The sequence below is a fragment of the Rhodoglobus sp. genome (assembly GCF_053580035.1).
The window spans coordinates 62,832-80,668 of sequence record NZ_JBMDVL010000001.1 but is presented as its reverse complement, the minus strand read 5'-3'; the positions used below and the strand labels follow the sequence as shown (position 1 = coordinate 80,668).

21 protein-coding genes are annotated in these 17,837 nt (G+C 58.7%); 13 read left to right on the top strand and 8 right to left on the bottom strand.

Features of this window, described 5'->3' with window-relative positions:
* Positions 1-5: 5 nt before the first annotated feature.
* Positions 6-818, top strand: a complete 813-nt coding sequence (locus ACOH1Z_RS00395; RefSeq protein WP_449646531.1) for an alpha/beta hydrolase — start codon at positions 6-8, stop codon at positions 816-818.
* Here ACOH1Z_RS00395 and ACOH1Z_RS00390 read toward each other — a convergent pair.
* Positions 815-1,258: a hypothetical protein gene (locus ACOH1Z_RS00390; RefSeq protein ID WP_449646530.1), complete on the bottom strand. Its 444-nt coding sequence runs from the start codon at positions 1,256-1,258 to the stop codon at positions 815-817. The genes ACOH1Z_RS00395 and ACOH1Z_RS00390 overlap by 4 nt on opposite strands.
* A 157-nt stretch (positions 1,259-1,415) precedes the next feature.
* Positions 1,416-3,785 carry a phosphoketolase family protein gene (locus ACOH1Z_RS00385; RefSeq protein ID WP_449648167.1) on the bottom strand — a complete coding sequence of 790 codons (2,370 nt, stop codon included), beginning with the start codon at positions 3,783-3,785 and terminating at the stop codon, positions 1,416-1,418.
* Between the two features lie 234 nt (positions 3,786-4,019).
* On the opposite strand from ACOH1Z_RS00385, the gene ACOH1Z_RS00380 reads away from it, so the two are divergent.
* Complete coding sequence (locus tag ACOH1Z_RS00380; protein WP_449646529.1) at positions 4,020-4,667, top strand: DUF1294 domain-containing protein; 648 nt, start codon at positions 4,020-4,022, stop codon at positions 4,665-4,667.
* Positions 4,668-4,731: 64 nt separating this feature from the next.
* On the opposite strand, the gene ACOH1Z_RS00375 is transcribed toward ACOH1Z_RS00380, so the two are convergent.
* A complete protein-coding gene (locus ACOH1Z_RS00375; protein ID WP_449648166.1) occupies positions 4,732-5,022 on the bottom strand; it encodes a metal-sensitive transcriptional regulator in 291 nt (96 codons plus the stop codon).
* A 113-nt stretch (positions 5,023-5,135) separates the two neighbouring features.
* On the opposite strand from ACOH1Z_RS00375, the gene ACOH1Z_RS00370 reads away from it, so the two are divergent.
* The 8 genes from ACOH1Z_RS00370 (at position 5,136) to ACOH1Z_RS00340 (ending at position 11,093) form a co-directional block, all read left to right on the top strand.
* A complete protein-coding gene (locus ACOH1Z_RS00370) occupies positions 5,136-5,321 on the top strand; it encodes a DUF8730 family Cys-rich protein (protein ID WP_449646528.1) in 186 nt (61 codons plus the stop codon).
* Positions 5,322-5,329: 8 nt separating this feature from the next.
* A complete protein-coding gene (locus ACOH1Z_RS13480; RefSeq protein WP_510177742.1) occupies positions 5,330-5,443 on the top strand; it encodes a DUF8730 family Cys-rich protein in 114 nt (37 codons plus the stop codon).
* Between the two features lie 62 nt (positions 5,444-5,505).
* The gene (locus tag ACOH1Z_RS00365) at positions 5,506-5,868 is read left to right on the top strand and encodes a rhodanese-like domain-containing protein (RefSeq protein ID WP_449646527.1); all 363 of its coding nucleotides are present in this window, start codon (positions 5,506-5,508) and stop codon (positions 5,866-5,868) included.
* A 104-nt stretch (positions 5,869-5,972) separates the two neighbouring features.
* Positions 5,973-6,899, top strand: coding sequence for an alpha/beta fold hydrolase (locus ACOH1Z_RS00360; protein ID WP_449646526.1), 927 nt, complete (start codon positions 5,973-5,975; stop codon positions 6,897-6,899).
* A 77-nt stretch (positions 6,900-6,976) separates the two neighbouring features.
* Positions 6,977-8,272: a sensor histidine kinase gene (locus tag ACOH1Z_RS00355; protein ID WP_449646525.1), complete on the top strand. Its 1,296-nt coding sequence runs from the start codon at positions 6,977-6,979 to the stop codon at positions 8,270-8,272.
* Entirely contained in the window at positions 8,269-8,970 is a 702-nt protein-coding gene (locus ACOH1Z_RS00350; RefSeq protein WP_449646524.1) for a response regulator, read from the top strand. Before ACOH1Z_RS00355 ends, ACOH1Z_RS00350 begins: the two co-directional genes overlap by 4 nt.
* Positions 8,971-9,105: 135 nt before the next feature.
* A complete protein-coding gene (locus ACOH1Z_RS00345; protein ID WP_449646523.1) occupies positions 9,106-9,987 on the top strand; it encodes an ABC transporter ATP-binding protein in 882 nt (293 codons plus the stop codon).
* A complete protein-coding gene (locus ACOH1Z_RS00340) occupies positions 9,987-11,093 on the top strand; it encodes an ABC transporter permease (protein ID WP_449646522.1) in 1,107 nt (368 codons plus the stop codon). The genes ACOH1Z_RS00345 and ACOH1Z_RS00340 overlap by 1 nt, the downstream gene beginning before the upstream one ends.
* Before the next feature lie 76 nt (positions 11,094-11,169).
* Here ACOH1Z_RS00340 and rimK read toward each other — a convergent pair whose 3' ends face one another.
* A complete protein-coding gene (rimK, locus tag ACOH1Z_RS00335) occupies positions 11,170-12,360 on the bottom strand; it encodes a 30S ribosomal protein S6--L-glutamate ligase (protein WP_449646521.1) in 1,191 nt (396 codons plus the stop codon).
* 3 nt (positions 12,361-12,363) lie between these two features.
* Here rimK and ACOH1Z_RS00330 point away from each other — a divergent pair, with 3 nt between their 5' ends.
* Complete coding sequence (locus ACOH1Z_RS00330; protein ID WP_449646520.1) at positions 12,364-12,867, top strand: ATP-dependent zinc protease family protein; 504 nt, start codon at positions 12,364-12,366, stop codon at positions 12,865-12,867.
* A gap of 40 nt (positions 12,868-12,907) precedes the next feature.
* Here the strand turns inward: ACOH1Z_RS00330 and ACOH1Z_RS00325 are convergent, their stop codons facing one another.
* The 3 genes from ACOH1Z_RS00325 to ACOH1Z_RS00315 all read right to left on the bottom strand — a co-directional run bounded on the left by ACOH1Z_RS00325 (position 12,908) and on the right by ACOH1Z_RS00315 (position 15,106).
* The gene (locus tag ACOH1Z_RS00325; protein ID WP_449646519.1) at positions 12,908-13,435 is read right to left on the bottom strand and encodes a DUF427 domain-containing protein; all 528 of its coding nucleotides are present in this window, start codon (positions 13,433-13,435) and stop codon (positions 12,908-12,910) included.
* 79 nt (positions 13,436-13,514) lie between these two features.
* Positions 13,515-14,258, bottom strand: coding sequence for a phosphatase PAP2 family protein (locus tag ACOH1Z_RS00320; RefSeq protein ID WP_449646518.1), 744 nt, complete (start codon positions 14,256-14,258; stop codon positions 13,515-13,517).
* Entirely contained in the window at positions 14,255-15,106 is an 852-nt protein-coding gene (locus tag ACOH1Z_RS00315) for a PPK2 family polyphosphate kinase (RefSeq protein ID WP_449646517.1), read from the bottom strand. The genes ACOH1Z_RS00320 and ACOH1Z_RS00315 overlap by 4 nt, the downstream gene beginning before the upstream one ends.
* Before the next feature lie 43 nt (positions 15,107-15,149).
* Between ACOH1Z_RS00315 and ACOH1Z_RS00310 the strand changes: the two genes are divergently transcribed.
* A complete protein-coding gene (locus ACOH1Z_RS00310; RefSeq protein ID WP_449646516.1) occupies positions 15,150-15,959 on the top strand; it encodes a DUF1206 domain-containing protein in 810 nt (269 codons plus the stop codon).
* Here the strand turns inward: ACOH1Z_RS00310 and ACOH1Z_RS00305 are convergent.
* Positions 15,921-16,652: a phosphatase PAP2 family protein gene (locus tag ACOH1Z_RS00305; RefSeq protein ID WP_449646515.1), complete on the bottom strand. Its 732-nt coding sequence runs from the start codon at positions 16,650-16,652 to the stop codon at positions 15,921-15,923. The two genes, ACOH1Z_RS00310 and ACOH1Z_RS00305, sit on opposite strands and share 39 nt — an antisense overlap.
* A 160-nt stretch (positions 16,653-16,812) precedes the next feature.
* On the opposite strand from ACOH1Z_RS00305, the gene ACOH1Z_RS00300 reads away from it, so the two are divergent.
* Positions 16,813-17,799, top strand: a complete 987-nt coding sequence (locus ACOH1Z_RS00300) for a diacylglycerol/lipid kinase family protein (RefSeq protein ID WP_449646514.1) — start codon at positions 16,813-16,815, stop codon at positions 17,797-17,799.
* The last annotated feature ends 38 nt before the right edge of the window (positions 17,800-17,837 follow it).

Sequence of the window (17,837 nt, the reverse complement as noted above, 5' to 3'; positions counted from 1 at the left end):
ATCGGATGCACGCCGCTGAGCCATCGTCACCCGTCTCGAGTGAATCGACTGCGCCAGCTTCTCTCGCCCAGCGACCATCCCGTCGTCGACGCATCCTTTTCGTCTCACTCATCTCATTTGCGTCGCTCATTGTGCTCGCAGCGATGGGCATTCTCGTTTGGGCAAATGTTGGTGTGATGCAGGCCGAGGCTGACCCTCTGGAGAATGTGCGCACGAATCCAGCAGTCTCCCTTCATGAGACGCCCAACTCGTTCATTCTCTCTCCCACTGATGGGGCATCAGGAACCGGGTTGGTGTTCATTCCCGGCGCGAAAGTCACTGCTGAGGCCTACCTCTATAAGCTTTCTGGCGCTGTGGTGGAGTCGGGGTTAACTGTGATCGTCACCAAGCCGATTCTCAACTTGGCATTCTTTGATCAGCGTTCTCTCTCAACATTCACCGACGCTGTCCCGGATGTTGACACCTGGTTCGTCGGTGGGCATTCGCTTGGTGGGGTGCGAGCGTGCCAGTACGCGGCTCAACCTGAGGTGAGCGGACTCATTCTCTTTGCCAGCTATTGCGCCAATGATCTGGCGGATGTTGACACTCGCGTATTGAGTTTGAGTGGCAGCGTCGACATGCTCAGCACTCCAGACAAGATTGTGGCCGCTGCACACTTGCTGCCAACGAACACAACGTTCTTTCCCATCGAAGGTGCCAATCATGCGCGCTTCGGCGACTATGGCGTGCAGCCCGGCGACGGGGTCGCAAGTCTCGACAGCTCGATCGTGCGCGACGTGATCACGGCAGAGGTCGACAGCTTTATCCGCAAGGGTTAGGGAACACGCGCTGCTACGGCGGGCGCCTCGTGGTGCTCGTAGTGCCCCATCGTGATGATCGGGATCGAATCTGTCAGTGCAATGAGACCGTCACTGATCGTAGCGATCGGATCAGCATCCGTGCTGGAGAAGATGGGGAACGAGCGACCCTCGTCAGGTAGCCTGCGCCCGCGCCGAATGATGACGATGGTCGCAGCCGCGAGCGGGATAGCAATCGCGCTTGGTGCCGCAACCCACATTGAGGCACTGAGCAGTCCGTAGGCGCCCCACACCGCATACCCAAGAACAAGCAGCCACTGGGTGGTCTCAGAAATGCCGGCGAGACGCACTGCATCGTTGCGGCTCTGCCAGGTGATTCTTGCCTGCGGAACCCACATCAAGAACGAGAATGCAGTGCCCACGAATCCGAGTGCGTTAATAGCGAAATCGGTGATGTCCATACCGAGTGCTCGATCTTTCTGACGGCCCGAGGAAGAACTCCTAATTGGGCGCAAATTGCTGGGCATCCATCCGATGTCTCGGCAATTCTAAGCACAAATTACACTGCGCGCCAGATCATTTTTTACCCCCATTTAGCGCGGCGGGTTGCCGCCTAATTTAGCGGGCCGATTTCCATTTCCAGTCTGCGACTTCTGGCATGTCTTCGCCGTGCTCGCGGGTGTATTGCTGCGCGTGGAGTCGGGTGTCATGCATCTCTTGCCAGAAGGCGGCGTGACGCGCAGTGAGGCCGGGAACTCGCTCGAGTACGTCGATGACCAAGTGGTAACGGTCGAGGTCATTCATCATCACCATGTCGAACGGAGTGGTTGTCGTGCCCTCATCTTTGTAGCCCCGCACATGCAAATTCGCGTGCCCGGCACGCTTGTAGGTGAGGCGATGAATCAGCCACGGGTAGCCGTGATGAGCGAAAATTACGGGCTTGTCTGTCGTGAAGATAGCGTCGTACTCAGCATCGCTCAAACCATGCGGATGCTCAGATTCGCTGTGCAGTCGCATCAGGTCAATGATGTTGACGACTCGCACTCGCAACTCAGGGATCCGTTCACGCAAGATTTGCGCGGCGGCCAAGACCTCAAGGGTAGGTACGTCACCAGCACACGCGAGTACGACATCCGGTTCTTGACCGACAACTTCGGTGCCTGCCCAATCGAATAGTCCGATTCCCCGCGTGCAATGTTCGATTGCGGCTGGCATATCGAGCCAATTATTTTCGGGGTGCTTTCCGGCGATGACGACGTTGATCTTGTCGACGGAGCGAAGGCAGTGATCGTAGGTGGCGATGAGGGTGTTGGCATCGCACGGCAAATAGGCCCTCACAACATCGGGCTTCTTGTTCATGACGAGATCAAGAAAGCCGGGGTCTTGGTGCGATGCGCCGTTGTGGTCTTGACGCCACACGTGCGAGCTCAGCAGGTAGTTGAGCGAAGAGACCGGGCGGCGCCACGGGATATCGTTCGCTCCTTCGAGCCATTTCGCGTGCTGATTGAACATCGAATCGACGATGTGGATGAACGCTTCATAGGAGTTGAACATGCCGTGTCTGCCGGTGAGCAGGTAGCCCTCCAACCAGCCTTGGCACTGGTGCTCGCTGAGCATTTCCACGACACGACCTGCACGGGCAAGGTGATTGTCGGCGTCGATGGGGAGGAATCCGGCATCCCACTGTTTATCGGTTGTCTCGAAAACAGCGCTTAGTCGGTTGGATGCTGTGACGTCGGCACCAAAAATTCTGAAGTTGTCTGGATTGTCGCGAACAACATCGCGTAGCCACTCCCCGAGGGCGCCGGTCGCGGAACTTGTCGTTTCACCGGGGTTTGGAACGTCGACGGCGTAATCCCTAAAGTCGGGCAGCCTAAGTGGGGCGCGCAACACTCCACCGTTGGTGACAGGATTGGCGCTCATTCGACGGTCGCCCTCTGGCGCGAGTGCCGTTGCAATTGCGAGCGGTGCACCACTCTCATCAAACAACTCTTCTGGACGGTACGAGGCCATCCACTCCTCAAGTTGTTTCAGGTGTTCGTCTGTGTCCCGAACACTCGCAAGCGGGACCTGGTGCGAACGCCAATTGTTTTCGACAGGGTGCCCGTCGACTACCTGCGGTCCCGTCCACCCCTTGGGGGTGCGCAAGATCAGCATCGGCCACGCCGGGCGACCGTCGAGAGTTCCGGCAGCCGCGTCGGCTTTTATCTGCGCAATGTGATCGACGATGTCATCAAGAGTTGCCGCCATGCGTTCGTGCACGGCGCGAGGATCTTCATCGTCGAATCCACCCGAGACAACGTACGGCGTATGCCCGTAACCTCGCATCAGATCGCAGAGTTCGTCTTCGGGGATACGCGACAGCACTGTGGGGTTCGCAATCTTGTAACCGTTGAGGTGCAAGATTGGTAAAACCACGCCATCACGTTCAGGGTCAATAAATTTGTTCGAGTGCCAGCTCGTCGCTAGCGGACCAGTTTCGGCTTCGCCATCGCCGACAACAGCAGCGACGAGCAGATTCGGGTTGTCGAACGCCGCACCGTACGCATGCGAAAGCGCATACCCCAGTTCGCCACCCTCATGGATGGAGCCGGGCGTTTCAGGAGCGGCGTGGCTGGGAATGCCACCGGGGAAAGAAAACTGCCTAAATAGCTTGCGGATGCCATCAGCGCTCTTATCGATGTCGCCATACGTTTCGCTGTACGTGCCATCGAGGTATGCGCTCGCGACGACCGCGGGTCCACCGTGCCCAGGACCAGCAACAAAAATCGTGTCGGTGTCGCGTTCCTGAATAATGCGATTGAGGTGAGCCCACACAAAGTTCAGGCCGGGCGTTGTGCCCCAGTGTCCAAGAAGTCGCGGCTTAGTGTGCTCGCGGCGGAGGGGTTCACGCAGCAGAGGGTTGTCGAGCAAATAGATCTGGCCAACAGCAAGGTAATTGGCGGCCCGCCACCACGCATCCAGCTGGTCAAACGTCTCAGACTGCACTTCGGATGTTCGGGGACGGCACCATGGTGCACGCGGGGAAGTATGGGCAACAGTCACGAGATTTCCTGTCTCTGATCGCGATGAATTGTGCTGGGTAAACCGTGCAATGAAGTCGCGCTCGTCGAGGAGCTTGTGGGACCAGTGTATGAGTATTTTTCCCCGCGCGACTGAATAGACAGAATCGGCGGGCACGCCGTGACCGCACTACCCCCACGCGCGGGATACCCTCAGAATATGGGTTCGCGAAACACACGAAGTGACGGCGTTTTAGCCTCGTGGAACGACGAACGCGGCTTCGGATTTGTGACCCTCGACGACGGTGAGCGGATTTTTGCCCACATCTCCGCGTTCCCACCGCGCGATTCTCGGCCCATGCTCGGTGAGCGACTCAGTTGCACGGTGGAACGCACAACCGACGACAAAATTCGGGCAAGCAACATCCGCTATCTTTCGGCGTCTGGACGCCCGATCCGCACACGCAAACGCAAAGCCGGCACGATGAGCTGGGTTGTGCTGGTGACTTTCGCGCTAGCAATCGGCATCGTGACAGCGATTGGCGCTCTCCCGTGGTTATTTGCGGCTCTCTACTTACTGATGAGCATCATCACCTATATCGTCTATGCGACCGATAAGAGTGCGGCTCAAACAAAGCAGTGGCGAGTGAGCGAGAGTACCCTCCTCGGTTTGGGACTATTCGGCGGCTGGCCCGGGGCACTCGTCGCTCAGCAGCGCCTGCGCCACAAGAACCAAAAACCGAGCTACCGCCAAGCATTCTGGGGCAGCGTCGTGCTGAACGTTTTGGTGTTGGCAATCTTGAGTACGGCTCTCAGTGAGCGGATGTTGGAGCTCGCCCGGCTGCTGCTATCTGCGGCTACTTCCTAAATCAGCGCGTGCATTGAGTGCCTGACCTGCCGGCAGTGTATTGCTATCGCGGGTTAATCAGCGATTAGGCGAGCGAAAGAAATAGTTTCTCGATCTCGTCAGGCTGGGGTGATCCCTCGGCACCCGGGTTTGCCAAGCACTCTTTCATCGCTCCGGAAATAACGAGGAAACCAGCTCGGTCGAGCGCTTTGGAGACCGCGGAAAGCTGATAGATCACGTCCGCACAGCCTGCGCCGGTTTCCACTGTCGTGATGAGTGCGCCCAGCTGACCCTGCGCGCGCCGCAACCGGTTCAGGATCTTCTTTTGAGCTTCGGCGTCAGTGACGGGCAAGGATGCGGAGACCTCAGAGGCCATCATTTTCTCATTTCTCGGACATGATTTGACAGTTGCAATACCCCATGGGGTATAGTTCTCAGCATACCCCCTAGGGTATAAATTCGTATAGTCAGTTGAACGAAAGCAGAGTTATGTGCAGAGCAGTCACGTGCCGGGTATGCGGCAAAACAACGTGGGCCGGATGCGGAGAACACATCCAGACCGTCAAGCGCAGCGTTCCAGCATCCAACTGGTGCAATGGCAAACACTCGGTATCGGAAATTGACGCCGCCAAAGCCAACAAGGGCAGCTTCTTCGCCCGCCTCTTCGGCCGTTAGGAGTTCACATGTGCGCACAAGTTACCTGCCAGAACTGCAGTAAACCCACGTGGGCTGGTTGCGGAGAACACATCGAGGATGCCCTCGCCGATGTCGCCGAGCGCGACCGCTGTCACTGCTAGCCGGTTCGCAACAGCCTCTCGCGAATACGCAATCCCACAACTAATTGTTCACTAGGAGAAAAATGATCCGCCCTCTCGCAGCCTTCGCCGGCTCGCTCATCGTGTTGGCCTCGCTGGCTGCATGTTCGGCACCCGTCGAAACGATCGAACTCAGTTCCGACACCATCATCATTGACGTGCGCACGCCGGGAGAATTCGCGGGAGGTCACCTTGACGGGGCAAATCTTCTCGACCTAAGCGGTGGCCAGTTCGCCGACACGCTCCCCAGCCTCGATCCCGACGCCGACTATGCGGTCTACTGCAAATCAGGCAACCGCTCAGGACAAGCCGTAGCGATGATGACCAACGCAGGCTTTACCAACGTTCTCGATCTGGGATCGATAGACAACGCTACGAAAGTCACCCAGATCGAAATAGTTCAGTAGCGCAACTCGCTCGCGCTGCTCTGCACTAAGACCCAGCGCTCGCACTGCCGAGCAATCTCGAATTGCGGCGGCTACGAACAACCAGTGTGAATACGAGACAATCCTTGAGCACGCGCTTTAACACAAGCGATTCCTGTGACCCCGCCACCGAAAACTTCTCTCGCGTTGTCGTTCCCACCGATTTGGGCGACGTTGTCGTGCACGCCAGCCCCAGCATGATTGCGCACCCCAAGACTGCGACGTTGCTCATTCACGGTGCAGCAGGCTCGTGGACAACCTGGCTGCCACTCATCCGTGCCGCGCATGAAACCGGCGAGCCACTGCAGAACGTTGTGGCAATTGACCTCCCCGGCTGGGGCGAAAGCGGAACACTACCTGCCGGTGCAACAGTCGACGACATGGCCGACGCACTAGCGCAAGTCGCGCAAACGCTCGGCTTCGCCACGTGGGACGCCATCGGCCACTCGCTTGGTGGACACCTCGCCCTTACCCTTGCAGCGAGTTACCCCAACCGCACGCACAGCGTAACCGCCATTTCAGCGACCGGACCCGGCGCGCTTGCCGTGCTCCGGCATCCGATTCGAGATTTTCGGAGATTACCGTTTTTGGCGGGCATGCTCGGCGCCATGAGCTTCCTTTCGGCACTGGGACTAGCGGGCAACAGCCTCATTCGCGGTCTTCATCGTATGAATCTTCTCGGGCCGTTGAGCGCTCCGCTGTTTGCGAAGTGGCAGACGCTCGATGTCTCCGTTATTGACTCGCTGGCCTCAGAGATCCGGCCCACGGCGTTCGTACGTGCCGCCGAGGCAGCGTCCCGCTATGACGAGCGACAGTGGTTGAGCATCCGGTGCCCCATCACTCTAGTTCGGGGTGAACGAGATGTGTTCGTGAGCGCTAGTGACGATGCCTGGTTTGCTGAAGCGCTCCCCCACGCCACGCAACAAGTGACGGCACGTGCAGGTCACTTCGCGCACATCGAGGGTGTTGGCGAGCACACTCGAGTTCACGGTGATACGGCGGTCGCCGCCTAGTTGGCGGCTTCACCCCAGCGCACGCCGAAAAATCACAGCAACGCGAGCAACCTCCCCGCGCCGAGTAACCTAAGTGCATGGTTGATACCCGCAGTGATGTGCGCCACCGCGCAACGCCCGGGGTGAGCCGGTGGGATGTTGTGCTCGCGGTAGGGATGCTCGCTGGCACCCTGCTCAGCACGGTTCTCACCCGCATCGCCGGCATCTTCTCCGAACCTGCCGATTCGGTGGTCACGCTGGTGTGGGCTGCAGCGATCACGCTGCCCCTGCTGTTTCGGCGCCACCATGCGTTGCCCGTCGTCATCGTTGTTGCCGCCGTCTTCATGGTGGGGGCGACCCTTCAGGTGCCCGAAGTTACCTTCTGCAATATTTCGCTCTTTATCGCGCTCTACTCTGTTGGCGTTTGGGAAGACCGACGTCGCGTCGCCACCATCACCCGCATCGCCATCATTGCGGCCATGTTCATTTGGCTATCGATTTCCATTTTTCAGACCACGACCGACCCCGATGCACTGAGCGGATTCTCGCGTGCCGGGGCATTCTCTCCGTTGCTGGCGTACCTCGTGATCCAATTTCTGACCAACGTGCTCTACTTCGGCGCCGCCTACTACTTCGGCGAACGCGCCTACCGCTCCCGACTGGAACGGCATGCGCTGCATCAACGTTCTGTCGAGCTGGTGAGAGAGCGCGAACTGATTGCCGCCCAAGCCGTAACCATTGAGCGCCTGCGTATTGCGCGTGAGCTGCATGACGTTGTTGCCCACCACGTCTCGATCATGGGGGTGCAGGCCGCCGCCGCGCGCACCGTGCTCACTCAAGATCCTGCTGCCGCATCCGAATCGTTGCGTGCTGTTGAGACCGGGTCTCGCCAAGCAATAGATGAGATGCATCGACTATTGGGAACACTGCGGGAGGCTGACAGTCGCGAAACTGACACCGCCGCTGCCTCAACGCTCGGAGTGCACAGCATCGTCGAGCTGATCGAAGCCACACGCAGTGCCGGTCTGCCAACACGGTTCGAAGAATTTGGCGACGCTCAACCCCTGAGCCCGTCAACATCCGTCACACTCTACCGAGTAGCTCAAGAAGCACTCACCAACGCCCGCAAACATGCTGGCCCCAATGGAGACGCCGATGTTCGACTGCGCTGGAGCGATACCGCCGTCGAGATTGAGGTCGGCAACTCTGGGCGCACACCAAGCCGCCGACCGTCCACGGGTCTCGGATTGATTGGCATGGCCGAACGCGTGAACGCTGTGGGCGGCTCACTCGAATTGCGTCCCCGATCTCGTGGTGGCTTCCTTGTGCGCGCTGAATTGCCGGTGCAGGCTGACGTCGGTGCGGGCGCACCAGCAGCGGAGGCTCACGCATGACCGCTCAACCGATCCGCATCCTGCTTGCCGATGACCATGAACTGGTGCGCACAGGTTTCCGCATCATTCTTGGCGCCCAACCCGACTTCGAGGTTGTTGGCGAAGCCCGCAATGGACGTGAAGCCGTCGAACTCGCCGAAACACTAAAACCAGATGTGATCTGCATGGACATCCAAATGCCTGAAGTCGACGGCATCGATGCGACCCGGATGATCGTAGCGAAGCCCAACAGCACTGTCGCGGTTCTCATCCTCACCACCTTCGATAACGAGTCACAGCTCTTCGACGCTTTAGACGCCGGAGCGAGCGGGTTCTTGCTCAAGAACTCGTCTCCCGATGATCTTGCGGATGCCGTGCGCACGCTGGCGAGCGGCGACGCGCTGCTGGCTCCCGCCGTGACCCGGCGCGTGCTGGAACGACTGAGTCTCACCGATCAGCGGCTCCCCCGCCAGACGGAGCCAACTGTTCCTGCCGAGCTAACCGCGCGCGAACATGAAGTGCTCGTGCTCGTGGCGGAGGGCCTCTCCAACTCTGAGATCGCGACGGCACTCTTTCTTGGCGAGGCGACCGTAAAGACCCACGTTTCGAAGGTTCTTCAGAAGCTCCACCTTCGCGACCGTATCCAGGCCATCGTGTACTCCTATGAAAACGGCGTCGTTGTGCCGAACACAGCGCCCGAGCGACCGAACTCGACGTAACGCTGCCCGCTCGCAACTCATGGCCGTCTCCCCCACGCGATGGAGGCAAGAACCCACCCGCAGGCTGATCCCGTCGATCGCGTCAGCCCATACCGTTGTTCCCAGAGAGATTCTTTGCGAACAAAGGCGGTATTCGTGCTCCAGCTCGACAACATCACCAAAAGCTTTGGGGCGCGCCCAGCGCTCGACGGCGTGACCTTTTCTGTGCGCGACGGGCGCATGACGGGCTTCGTCGGCGGCAACGGTGCCGGCAAGACAACGACAATGCGCATCCTGCTGGGTGTTCTTGATTCGGATGCCGGTGAGATCCACCTCGACGGCAAACCACTGGGTGCAGAACAACGGCGTCGATTTGGGTACATGCCTGAGGAGCGGGGACTCTACCCGAAGATGAAAGTTCGGGAGCAACTCGTCTACCTCGCTCGACTGCATGGACTCTCGTCGACCCTAGCGGGCCGAAATGCTGACAGCCTGCTCGAAGAGCTTGGCCTCGGCGAGCGTCGCGATTCCACCCTCGAGAGCCTGTCGCTCGGAAACCAGCAGCGCGCCCAGATCGCCGCATCACTCGTGCATGATCCCGAGGTACTCGTGCTCGACGAACCCTTCTCGGGGCTTGATCCTCTCGCCGTCGATACTGTGGTGGAGGCGCTCAAGCAGCGTGCGGCATCCGGAGCATCAGTACTGTTCTCCTCCCATCAGCTCGAGATCGTTGAGCGGCTGTGCGACGACCTCGTGATTATTGCCGATGGCACTATTCGCGCATCTGGTGAGCGAGACACTCTCCGTGCCCAGCACTCGGCGCCACGCTACGAGATTGTGACGACCGGCGATCTGGGATGGTTGCGAAACGAACCCGGAGTCACGGTCGTTGAATTCGATAGCGGCTACGCCACGTTCGATGCCGAAGAGACCACCATCGCCCAGCGAGTTCTCCGTCACGCCCTCGCCGATGGCGACGTCACCTCGTTCGCCCCTCAGCGCGCATCCCTCGCCCAAATCTTCCGAGAGGTTATCTAATGAACTCCGCTACCGCAGCACGCCAGTCCCCTCGCTACCTTCAATCGGTTGTTCTCGTCGCCGAGCGTGAAATCACTACCCGCCTTCGTTCGAAGAGTTTTCTCATCACTACCGGCATCCTGCTGCTCCTCGTTCTTGGCGGTGTGATTGCGGGAGGAATCTTCTCGCAGACCGCGGGGACGACGAGCGTTGCCACGATCGGTTCGCTGTCGTCAGAGTTGTCTGGGCTTTCAGGTGTTGAGGTCACCACTGTCGACGATCGTGCGGAGGCAGAAGCTCTCGTGAGCGATGGAACTGTGGATGCAGCGGTACTGCCCTCCAAGGAAGGCTCGGGCGCTCCTGCAACCATCATCGCCAACACAGAAGCGCCATCTCTGCTGGTTCAGATGTTGAGTGTCTCCCCCGAGGTTGTTCTTCTTGACCCCGACGGTGAAACGAGCCCGCTCAGCTACATTGCAGCTCTAGGTTTCGGAATCATCTTCTTCATCTCCGGCATGACCTTTGGCCCGATGATTGCGCAGAGCGTTGTTGAGGAGAAGCAAACTCGAATCGTTGAAATCTTGATGTCGGCCGTGCCCGTCTCGGCGTTGATGGCCGGCAAAGTGATCGGCAACTCGCTGTTGGCATTCGCCCAAATTATTGCGATTGCGGTGCTCGCGATCGTCGGCCTGTCGGTGACCGGTCAGGGTGAACTCTTGTCGCTCCTCGGCGCACCGCTGCTGTGGTTCGTGGGATTCTTCATCATCGGTTTCGTACTCCTCGCCGCGCTGTTTGCTGCGGTGGGCGCGATGGTGTCCCGTCAAGAGGATCTTGGTTCGGCCATGACACCGGTCACGATGCTGATCATGCTCCCCTACTTTGCGATCATCTTCTTCAACGATGACCCAAAGATCCTGGCGATCATGTCGTATATTCCATTCTCGGCACCTGTCGGAATGCCCATGCGAATGTTCCTCGGAACAGCCGAATGGTGGGAGCCACTGATCTCCCTCGTTCTGCTGCTCATCACCACGGGCCTCGCTGTGCTCCTCGGCGCTCGCATCTACAACAACTCGTTACTGAAGGTCGGCAGCCGGGTGAGCTGGGCCGAAGCCATCAAGGGCTAGGGCGCTCCAGCGAACGGATGACGGCGCTGGCACTGCACACTGCAGTGTCAGCGCCGCTGCTCGGTGTTAGCGGGGTCTAGTCCTCGGTGATCGGCTGCGGCGGAAGCTTGCGCACCTTCGCGCGACGGCGACGACGTGCTGGGATCATGGCGCGCATCTCTTCGAGCTTGCCAAAGCAGAGCAGGCGGTCGTTCGCCTCGAGCACAGTGCTGCGGCGGGGGTTCGGCACAACGTTGGAGCCACGGTGCAGGGTCAGCACGGTGATGTCTTTCTCACCGAGACCAGATTCGCCGAGCTGCTTGCCGACAAAATCCGCGTCGCTGCCGACGACGATTTCAGCAACCCCATAGCCTGTAGAAACGCTGAGACGTTGGCGAACATCGATCTCAGGGAACGCAACCTGGTTGGCGATGTAGTCAATGATCGCGCCCGCGACATCCAACCCGGTCGCACGCTCAATGCCCTCAAGCCCTGGCGACGAATTGACCTCCATCACCAGGGGGCCATCTTTACCTTCGAGCATGTCGACGCCGGCAACCCGCAATCCCATGATCTGGGCGGCCTTGACTGCGGCACGGTGGTACTCAGGCGTGAGCTCGACAGCTTCAACGTTGCCACCGCGATGCACATTCGACCGGAACTCGTCGCCAACAGCCACCCGGCGCATCGCAGCAACAACACGGTCACCAACAACGAGGGCACGGATGTCGCGGCCCTTACTCTCAGAGATGAAGCTCTGAATCAGCACGTTCTGTTTCGTTGAGTGCAATGTCTCGATAATCGCCTTGGCGACCTGCGTGTCGGGAGCCAGAATCACACCGATGCCCTGCGTGCCCTCGAGCAGCTTGATGACAACGGGCGCGCCGCCGACGCGTTCGATAGCCATCTCGACATCTGCACGGTTGTGCACAAAGGTCGTCGCTGGCATCGCGATGTCGTGACGCGAAAGAATCTGGGTGGCACGCAGCTTGTCGCGCGAGTTCGTGATGCCGCTCGAAGTGTTCGGCGTGTAGACATCCATTTGTTCAAACTGGCGAACAACAGCCGTGCCGAAGTAGGTGATGGAGTTGCCGATGCGGGGCAGGATGGCGTCATAGTCCGACAGCAATTTGCCGCGATATTGCAGGTCGGGTTCGTCCCCCGTGAGATCGATTGCGAACCGAAGGGTGTTGAGCACTTTGATCTGATGCCCGCGTTGCTCGGCGGCCGCACGAAGGCGCTGAGTGGAATAAGCGTGCGGCGCACGCGAGAGAATAGCGAGTTTCATCAGATGACCTGCCAAGATAAGGGGGTGATAGAACCTACCCATTCAAGCACGGTCGCCGGTTGGCGCGAGTGGGTTGCCCTCCCAGAAATCGGCGTTTCGTGGATTAAAGCCAAACTCGACACTGGGGCGCATAGCTCTGCCATTCATGCGTCTGACATCGAAGAATACGTTGGCAAGGACGGCGCCAACTGGGTGCGGTTCCGCGTAATGCCGTGGCAAAAATCTGATGATGATGCTGTTGTCGTGGAGCGTGAAGTCCACGATCGCCGTTCCGTGCGCAGCTCATCCGGTCACAGTGAAGACCGCATCGTGGTGTTGCTTCACGTTGAGCTCTTTGGACATACAGTCACCGCCGAAACGACACTGACTGACCGCAGCGATATGGGCTTTCGGATGCTGATTGGCCGCGAGGCTCTCAGCCAAGGCTTTCTTATCGACTCGAGCGCGTCATTCCTTAGCGGTCGTGCGCCGCGCGCGATCCGCCGCCGCAATCAGGGTCGCAGCTAGCCTCTACGCACGTCGATGGCCGGGCCTTACCAGCCGGCTGTTACCAGCCTGACGTACCCGGGCCACCTTTAAACGGTCCGACAATACGAGAGGTGATCCACCCGCCGTAGAAGTCGCCGGCTTGAGTGCTCACTCGTTCGCCGTCGATTTCGCAGGAGTCCATTTGGCTCGGGTAGAGCGCTACTCGTGTCGCCAAGTCCTCGAATCCTCGGGTCGGATCCGGGTAGGTCCATCCCGCTCGATCGGCAACCACTCCCCCGGAAACAATATCGAAGTAATGGGCTTCACCTTTGAACTCGCAGAAGCTTGTGCCCGCTACTGGTACCAGAACGCCGTCGGGAAACGCAGCGATTGGCACGTAGTAGACGGGTGGATGACTCGTCTCAAGCACCCGCACCGAATCCGTAGTGTCGACGATCACTTGGTCGCCCAACCGCACAACAATGCGTTCGTGTCGTCGTTCCACTCGTGGAGGCCGCGGATAGTCCCACACCGACTCTTGACCTGCGTGAGGCTTGATGGGCTTGGGGCGGGGACGTGATCGGGGAAAACCGGCGGCTGGCGTCATCCACCAATTGTGGATCTGGCTGCTGGGATGCCGCTGCGAATGTCCACAGGCGGGAGCCAAGTCGCGACCGGAAACGTAGCTACCTCGAGACGACCGGCTGCGCACCTGAATCGACTCGCGCCGTTCGATAGGTATCGACAGCAATCACTGTGCCGAGAATCACGAGCGACAGTGCCATTGACGCAAGAACATCGCTGCTCCAGTGGTAGCCCAAATAGAGGCGACTGAGGGCGGTGGCAATCACCAGTATCACCGCCACAACATACGAGACTGCCGCAAGCTTGGGGTTGCTGCGCCGGGAAAATATTAGGAAGGTCAGGATGAGAAAGAAGTCTGCGACACCGAGCACGTGGCCAGACGGAAACGAGAATGTCATGTCTGGGCCGTACAGCATGAGGTCTTCAGGTGGCCGGCTTCGACCGACAACACGGGTGATGATCTGCACGATTACGACGCCGGTGAGGGTGCCAGCGGCCAAGAGGAACGGTCTCCACCAGCGCTCGGCTTTCACACCCCATGTGACGGTCACTGCGAGCACAATGATGGGTAGGGCAATGGGCCCAAACATCTCCGTGAAGACGATCATCAGCACCGTCGCTGTCGCTGACTGCCGGTCTTCCAACCACTCCTGTACTCCAGTGTCCATGCCGGTGAGCGCATCCGGTTGAAGCACCGACCACCACAGAGTCAGGAGACTGATAAGCCCGATAGAGATCAGTGCCGTCGCGACGATATACAGTCGCTTTTTCGTCGCGGCAGTTACGGCGCGTTCGTCGACGAAAAGCTTAGTCTTAAACCGGGAGCCCTTCGTGATTGTATTCATGCTCCGGCGACCCTTCCGCGTTCCTTTTTCAGGTCGTAATCGGGGCGCGGCCACTTCATTTCCAACTCCCTCAGTTTGCTCATCACGATTTCTTGCACGGCCAGTCGGGCGTACCACTTGTGGTTGGCGGGAATCACATACCAGGGTGCTTCATCCGTGGATGTCCGTTCCAACGCGATTTGGTAGGCATCCTGAAGTCCGGTCCATCGTTCGCGGTCATCGACGTCACTGGGGTTATATTTCCAGAGCTTCGACTTGCGGTGAAGTCGGGCAACTAGGCGCTTCTTCTGCTGTTTTTCACTGATCTGGAGCATCACTTTGATAATCACTGTGCCGTTATCGATGGCCTCCTGCTCGAAGGCGATGATCTTGTCGTAGCGGGCTTCGATGGTGTCTGGGTCCGCAAGGTTCTGCACTCGAGCGGCAAGAACATCCTCGTAGTGTGATCTGTCGAAGACACTGACCATTCCTGGTTCGGGAAGGTGTTTGCGAATTCGCCAGAGGAAGTCGTGCTTGAGTTCCTCGTCAGTTGGTGCCTTAAAGCCGTGCACAACGACGCCAGACGAGTTCATTGCCGAAAGCGCATGTTTAACGATGCCGCCTTTGCCAGAGGAGTCCATTCCTTGCAGCACGATCAGTAATGATCGTTTGCCACCCACAGTGCTGTCGGCGAAGAGTTTGCCCTGCAGTTTTCCGAGCTCACGTCGATTTTTCCGGAGCAGTGCGGTGCCGGACTTCTTAGAGGCGTTGATTCCGGGAGTTGCTTGTGGGTCTACTTCTGCGAGCCGAAACCCGGTATCGACGCGAAGCAGGTCACTGGGTGCGTTAGACCACTCTGAATTTTGCATAGGAGATAGTATCCCGCCGGAGCGCTCATCTACACTATCCGTCATGAACGAAGTTTCCGTGTCGGGCGCAGCCCGCAGCGCAAAGAATAGTACTGCTCTTCAGGTTTTGGCCCGACTGGGTTTCGCGGTCAATGGTCTCGTGCATATTCTCATCGGTGCACTCGCAATCGGGATAGCTACGGATGGCGGAAGCACTGATGCTGATCAGTCGGGAGCCTTCCAACAACTTGCATCGACACCGGGTGGGGTCTTTCTGCTCTGGTCGATTGTCATCGGCATGTTCGCTCTCGGACTCTGGTTGCTCATTTCGGCGTTCTTGATGACCGGTGGGGATTCCAAGCGTCAGTGGGCACGCCGGGTCGCTGAAGCCGCCAAGGGACTCACGTACATCGCGCTGGGAGCAACCGCAGTACCGTTCGCCCTCGGTGGCTCAACGAGTTCATCGAACAGCACGAGCAGCCTCAGCGCCATGCTGATGTCGTCTCCGGCTGGCGTCGTCGCGTTGGCTATTATCGGAGCTGCAGTCGTGGGCGTTGGTGCCTACTTCGTTCGCAAAGGAGTCACCCAGAAGTTCGTTGAGGACATATCTTTGCCTCGCGAGCCGATGCGGAAGGCTGTGCTCGGCCTAGGAATTTCGGGCTACGTTGCCAAAGGAATCGCTATCGCGATCGCCGGAATATTGGTCATTGTTGCTGCGATCACTCATGACCCAAGCAAGTCCACCGGACTTGATGGTGCGCTGACAAGTCTGGTGGCCCTTCCCTTTGGAGTTGCCCTTCTGGTTGTCATTGCGATCGGCCTGATCGGCTACGGCCTATATTGCTTCGTCCGGGCGCGTTTCGCTCGACTGTAGTTTGCGATCGTCACGAGAGCCACTGCCACCTCGGATGCGTCGCTCGCCGTCAATTTTGGCGGCAAGCGGCGCTGCGACAACAATCGCAATCCCCACTCCTAGGAGCAACGCGCCCACAGTGTCGGTGAGCCAGTGCGCCCCTAGGTAGGTGCGGCTGAGCATCATGACAACCGTGTAAAGACTCGCCGCGACCCATACCCACACTCGGAGAAAGAGGATGGAAAGCACGAGGGCCATCACTGCGGCATTTGCGACGTGTCCGGAGGGGAATGACCCGAAGTCGACGGTGACGAGAATCGTGTCGGGTCGCGTTCGGGCAAAGAAATGCTTGAGAAGCTGCACCGATCCGCCGGTGATGACCGTGGCAATAGTGAAGTACAAAGCGGCCCAGGGGCGCTTGATGAGAAGCAACGCGATGATGATTGCCCCGGGCACGATGAAACTGGCAACTACGCCTGCTCCCAGATAGTTCATGACTAATGACACCGATTGCCACAGCGGATTGCGGTTATCGGAGAGCACGGTCATCCAGAAAGTATCAACGGCGAGGGGCATCCCGTGGTCACGAACGACGATCAGCGCGCCCAAAGCCACGACCAAACCCAGGGCCACTAATCCACTCAGTAGCGGCCAGAAGCGACGGACACGTTGGGCACGGTCCGTGGCCGCATCTTCCGGGTATTTCTTCTCCATGACGCAATGCTAAAACTTTCTTTCGCCAAAACGGAAACACACAGAACACCGGCGGACTTCACCGGCTAGAGTCATTTCACTGTCGACTCGGCCCATCCGAATCCCTTCGGATCCGCATCGATAACCAACGGATGATGCCCAGAAAGAGTGAGGTCGACTAATGCCTGCAACGCCGAGCAAGAACGCGTCGCGTTCGCTGACTGCCGCCGTAATTTACAACCCCATCAAGGTTGACCTTGACGCGATCAAGTCGGCCGTTGCTGTGCAGGAAGAAGCGTCAGGCTGGAATGCTACCCAGTACTTTTCTACGAGCAAGGAAGACCCTGGGCAGGGTGCAACCCACGAGGCACTGGATGCCGGGGCCGACGTAATTATTGTCGCTGGCGGCGACGGAACAGTACGTGCCGTCGCGGAAGTCGTGCATGACAGCGATGCCGCTTTGGCGTTGATGCCGTCGGGCACGGGGAACCTCTTTGCCCGCAACCTCAAGCTCCCTCTCGATGACATTGAAGGGTCGGTGCGCGCAGCGTTCACTGGCGAGGAGCGTCTCGTTGATATCGGGCTGATTGATATTCGGGACGAGAACGAGAAGCTATCTAAGCATGCATTTGTGGTTATGGCGGGTCTTGGGCTTGATGCAAAAATGTTGGTCAACACTGATGAGGAGCTGAAGAAGAAGATTGGGTGGCTGGCCTATGTTGGCGCCATTGTGAGGGCTCTCACCGATGAGAGCGAGCTTCAGCTCAAGTTTCGGCTCGACGGTGGTCGACCTCGCCGCGCTCGGGCCCACACCATCATCATTGGAAACTGTGGCTCGCTCACAGCGAATGTTCTTCTCCTCCCTGATGCAGCGCCGGATGACGGGTTCTTTGATGTCGCGGTGATGCGCCCCAAAGGGGTTGTCGGCTGGGTGCAAATCATGGGCAAAGTTTTCTGGGAAAACGGTGTTCTTCGGCGCATTAAGGGTGGCGAAGCCCTCACCACTAAGGATGTGCGCGCGTTGAACTACGTGAAGGCGAAACAGATGACGGTGCGTCTGACCAAGGCCGAAGAAATTGAACTCGACGGCGACAGCTTCGGGAAGGCGATTGCTTTCAAGACGCGCATCAAGCCGGCAGGGCTGCGGATGCGCGTTCCACAGGAGTAGTGTTCCTACGCCGACGGCAGCGCGAGTGCCACGTCACC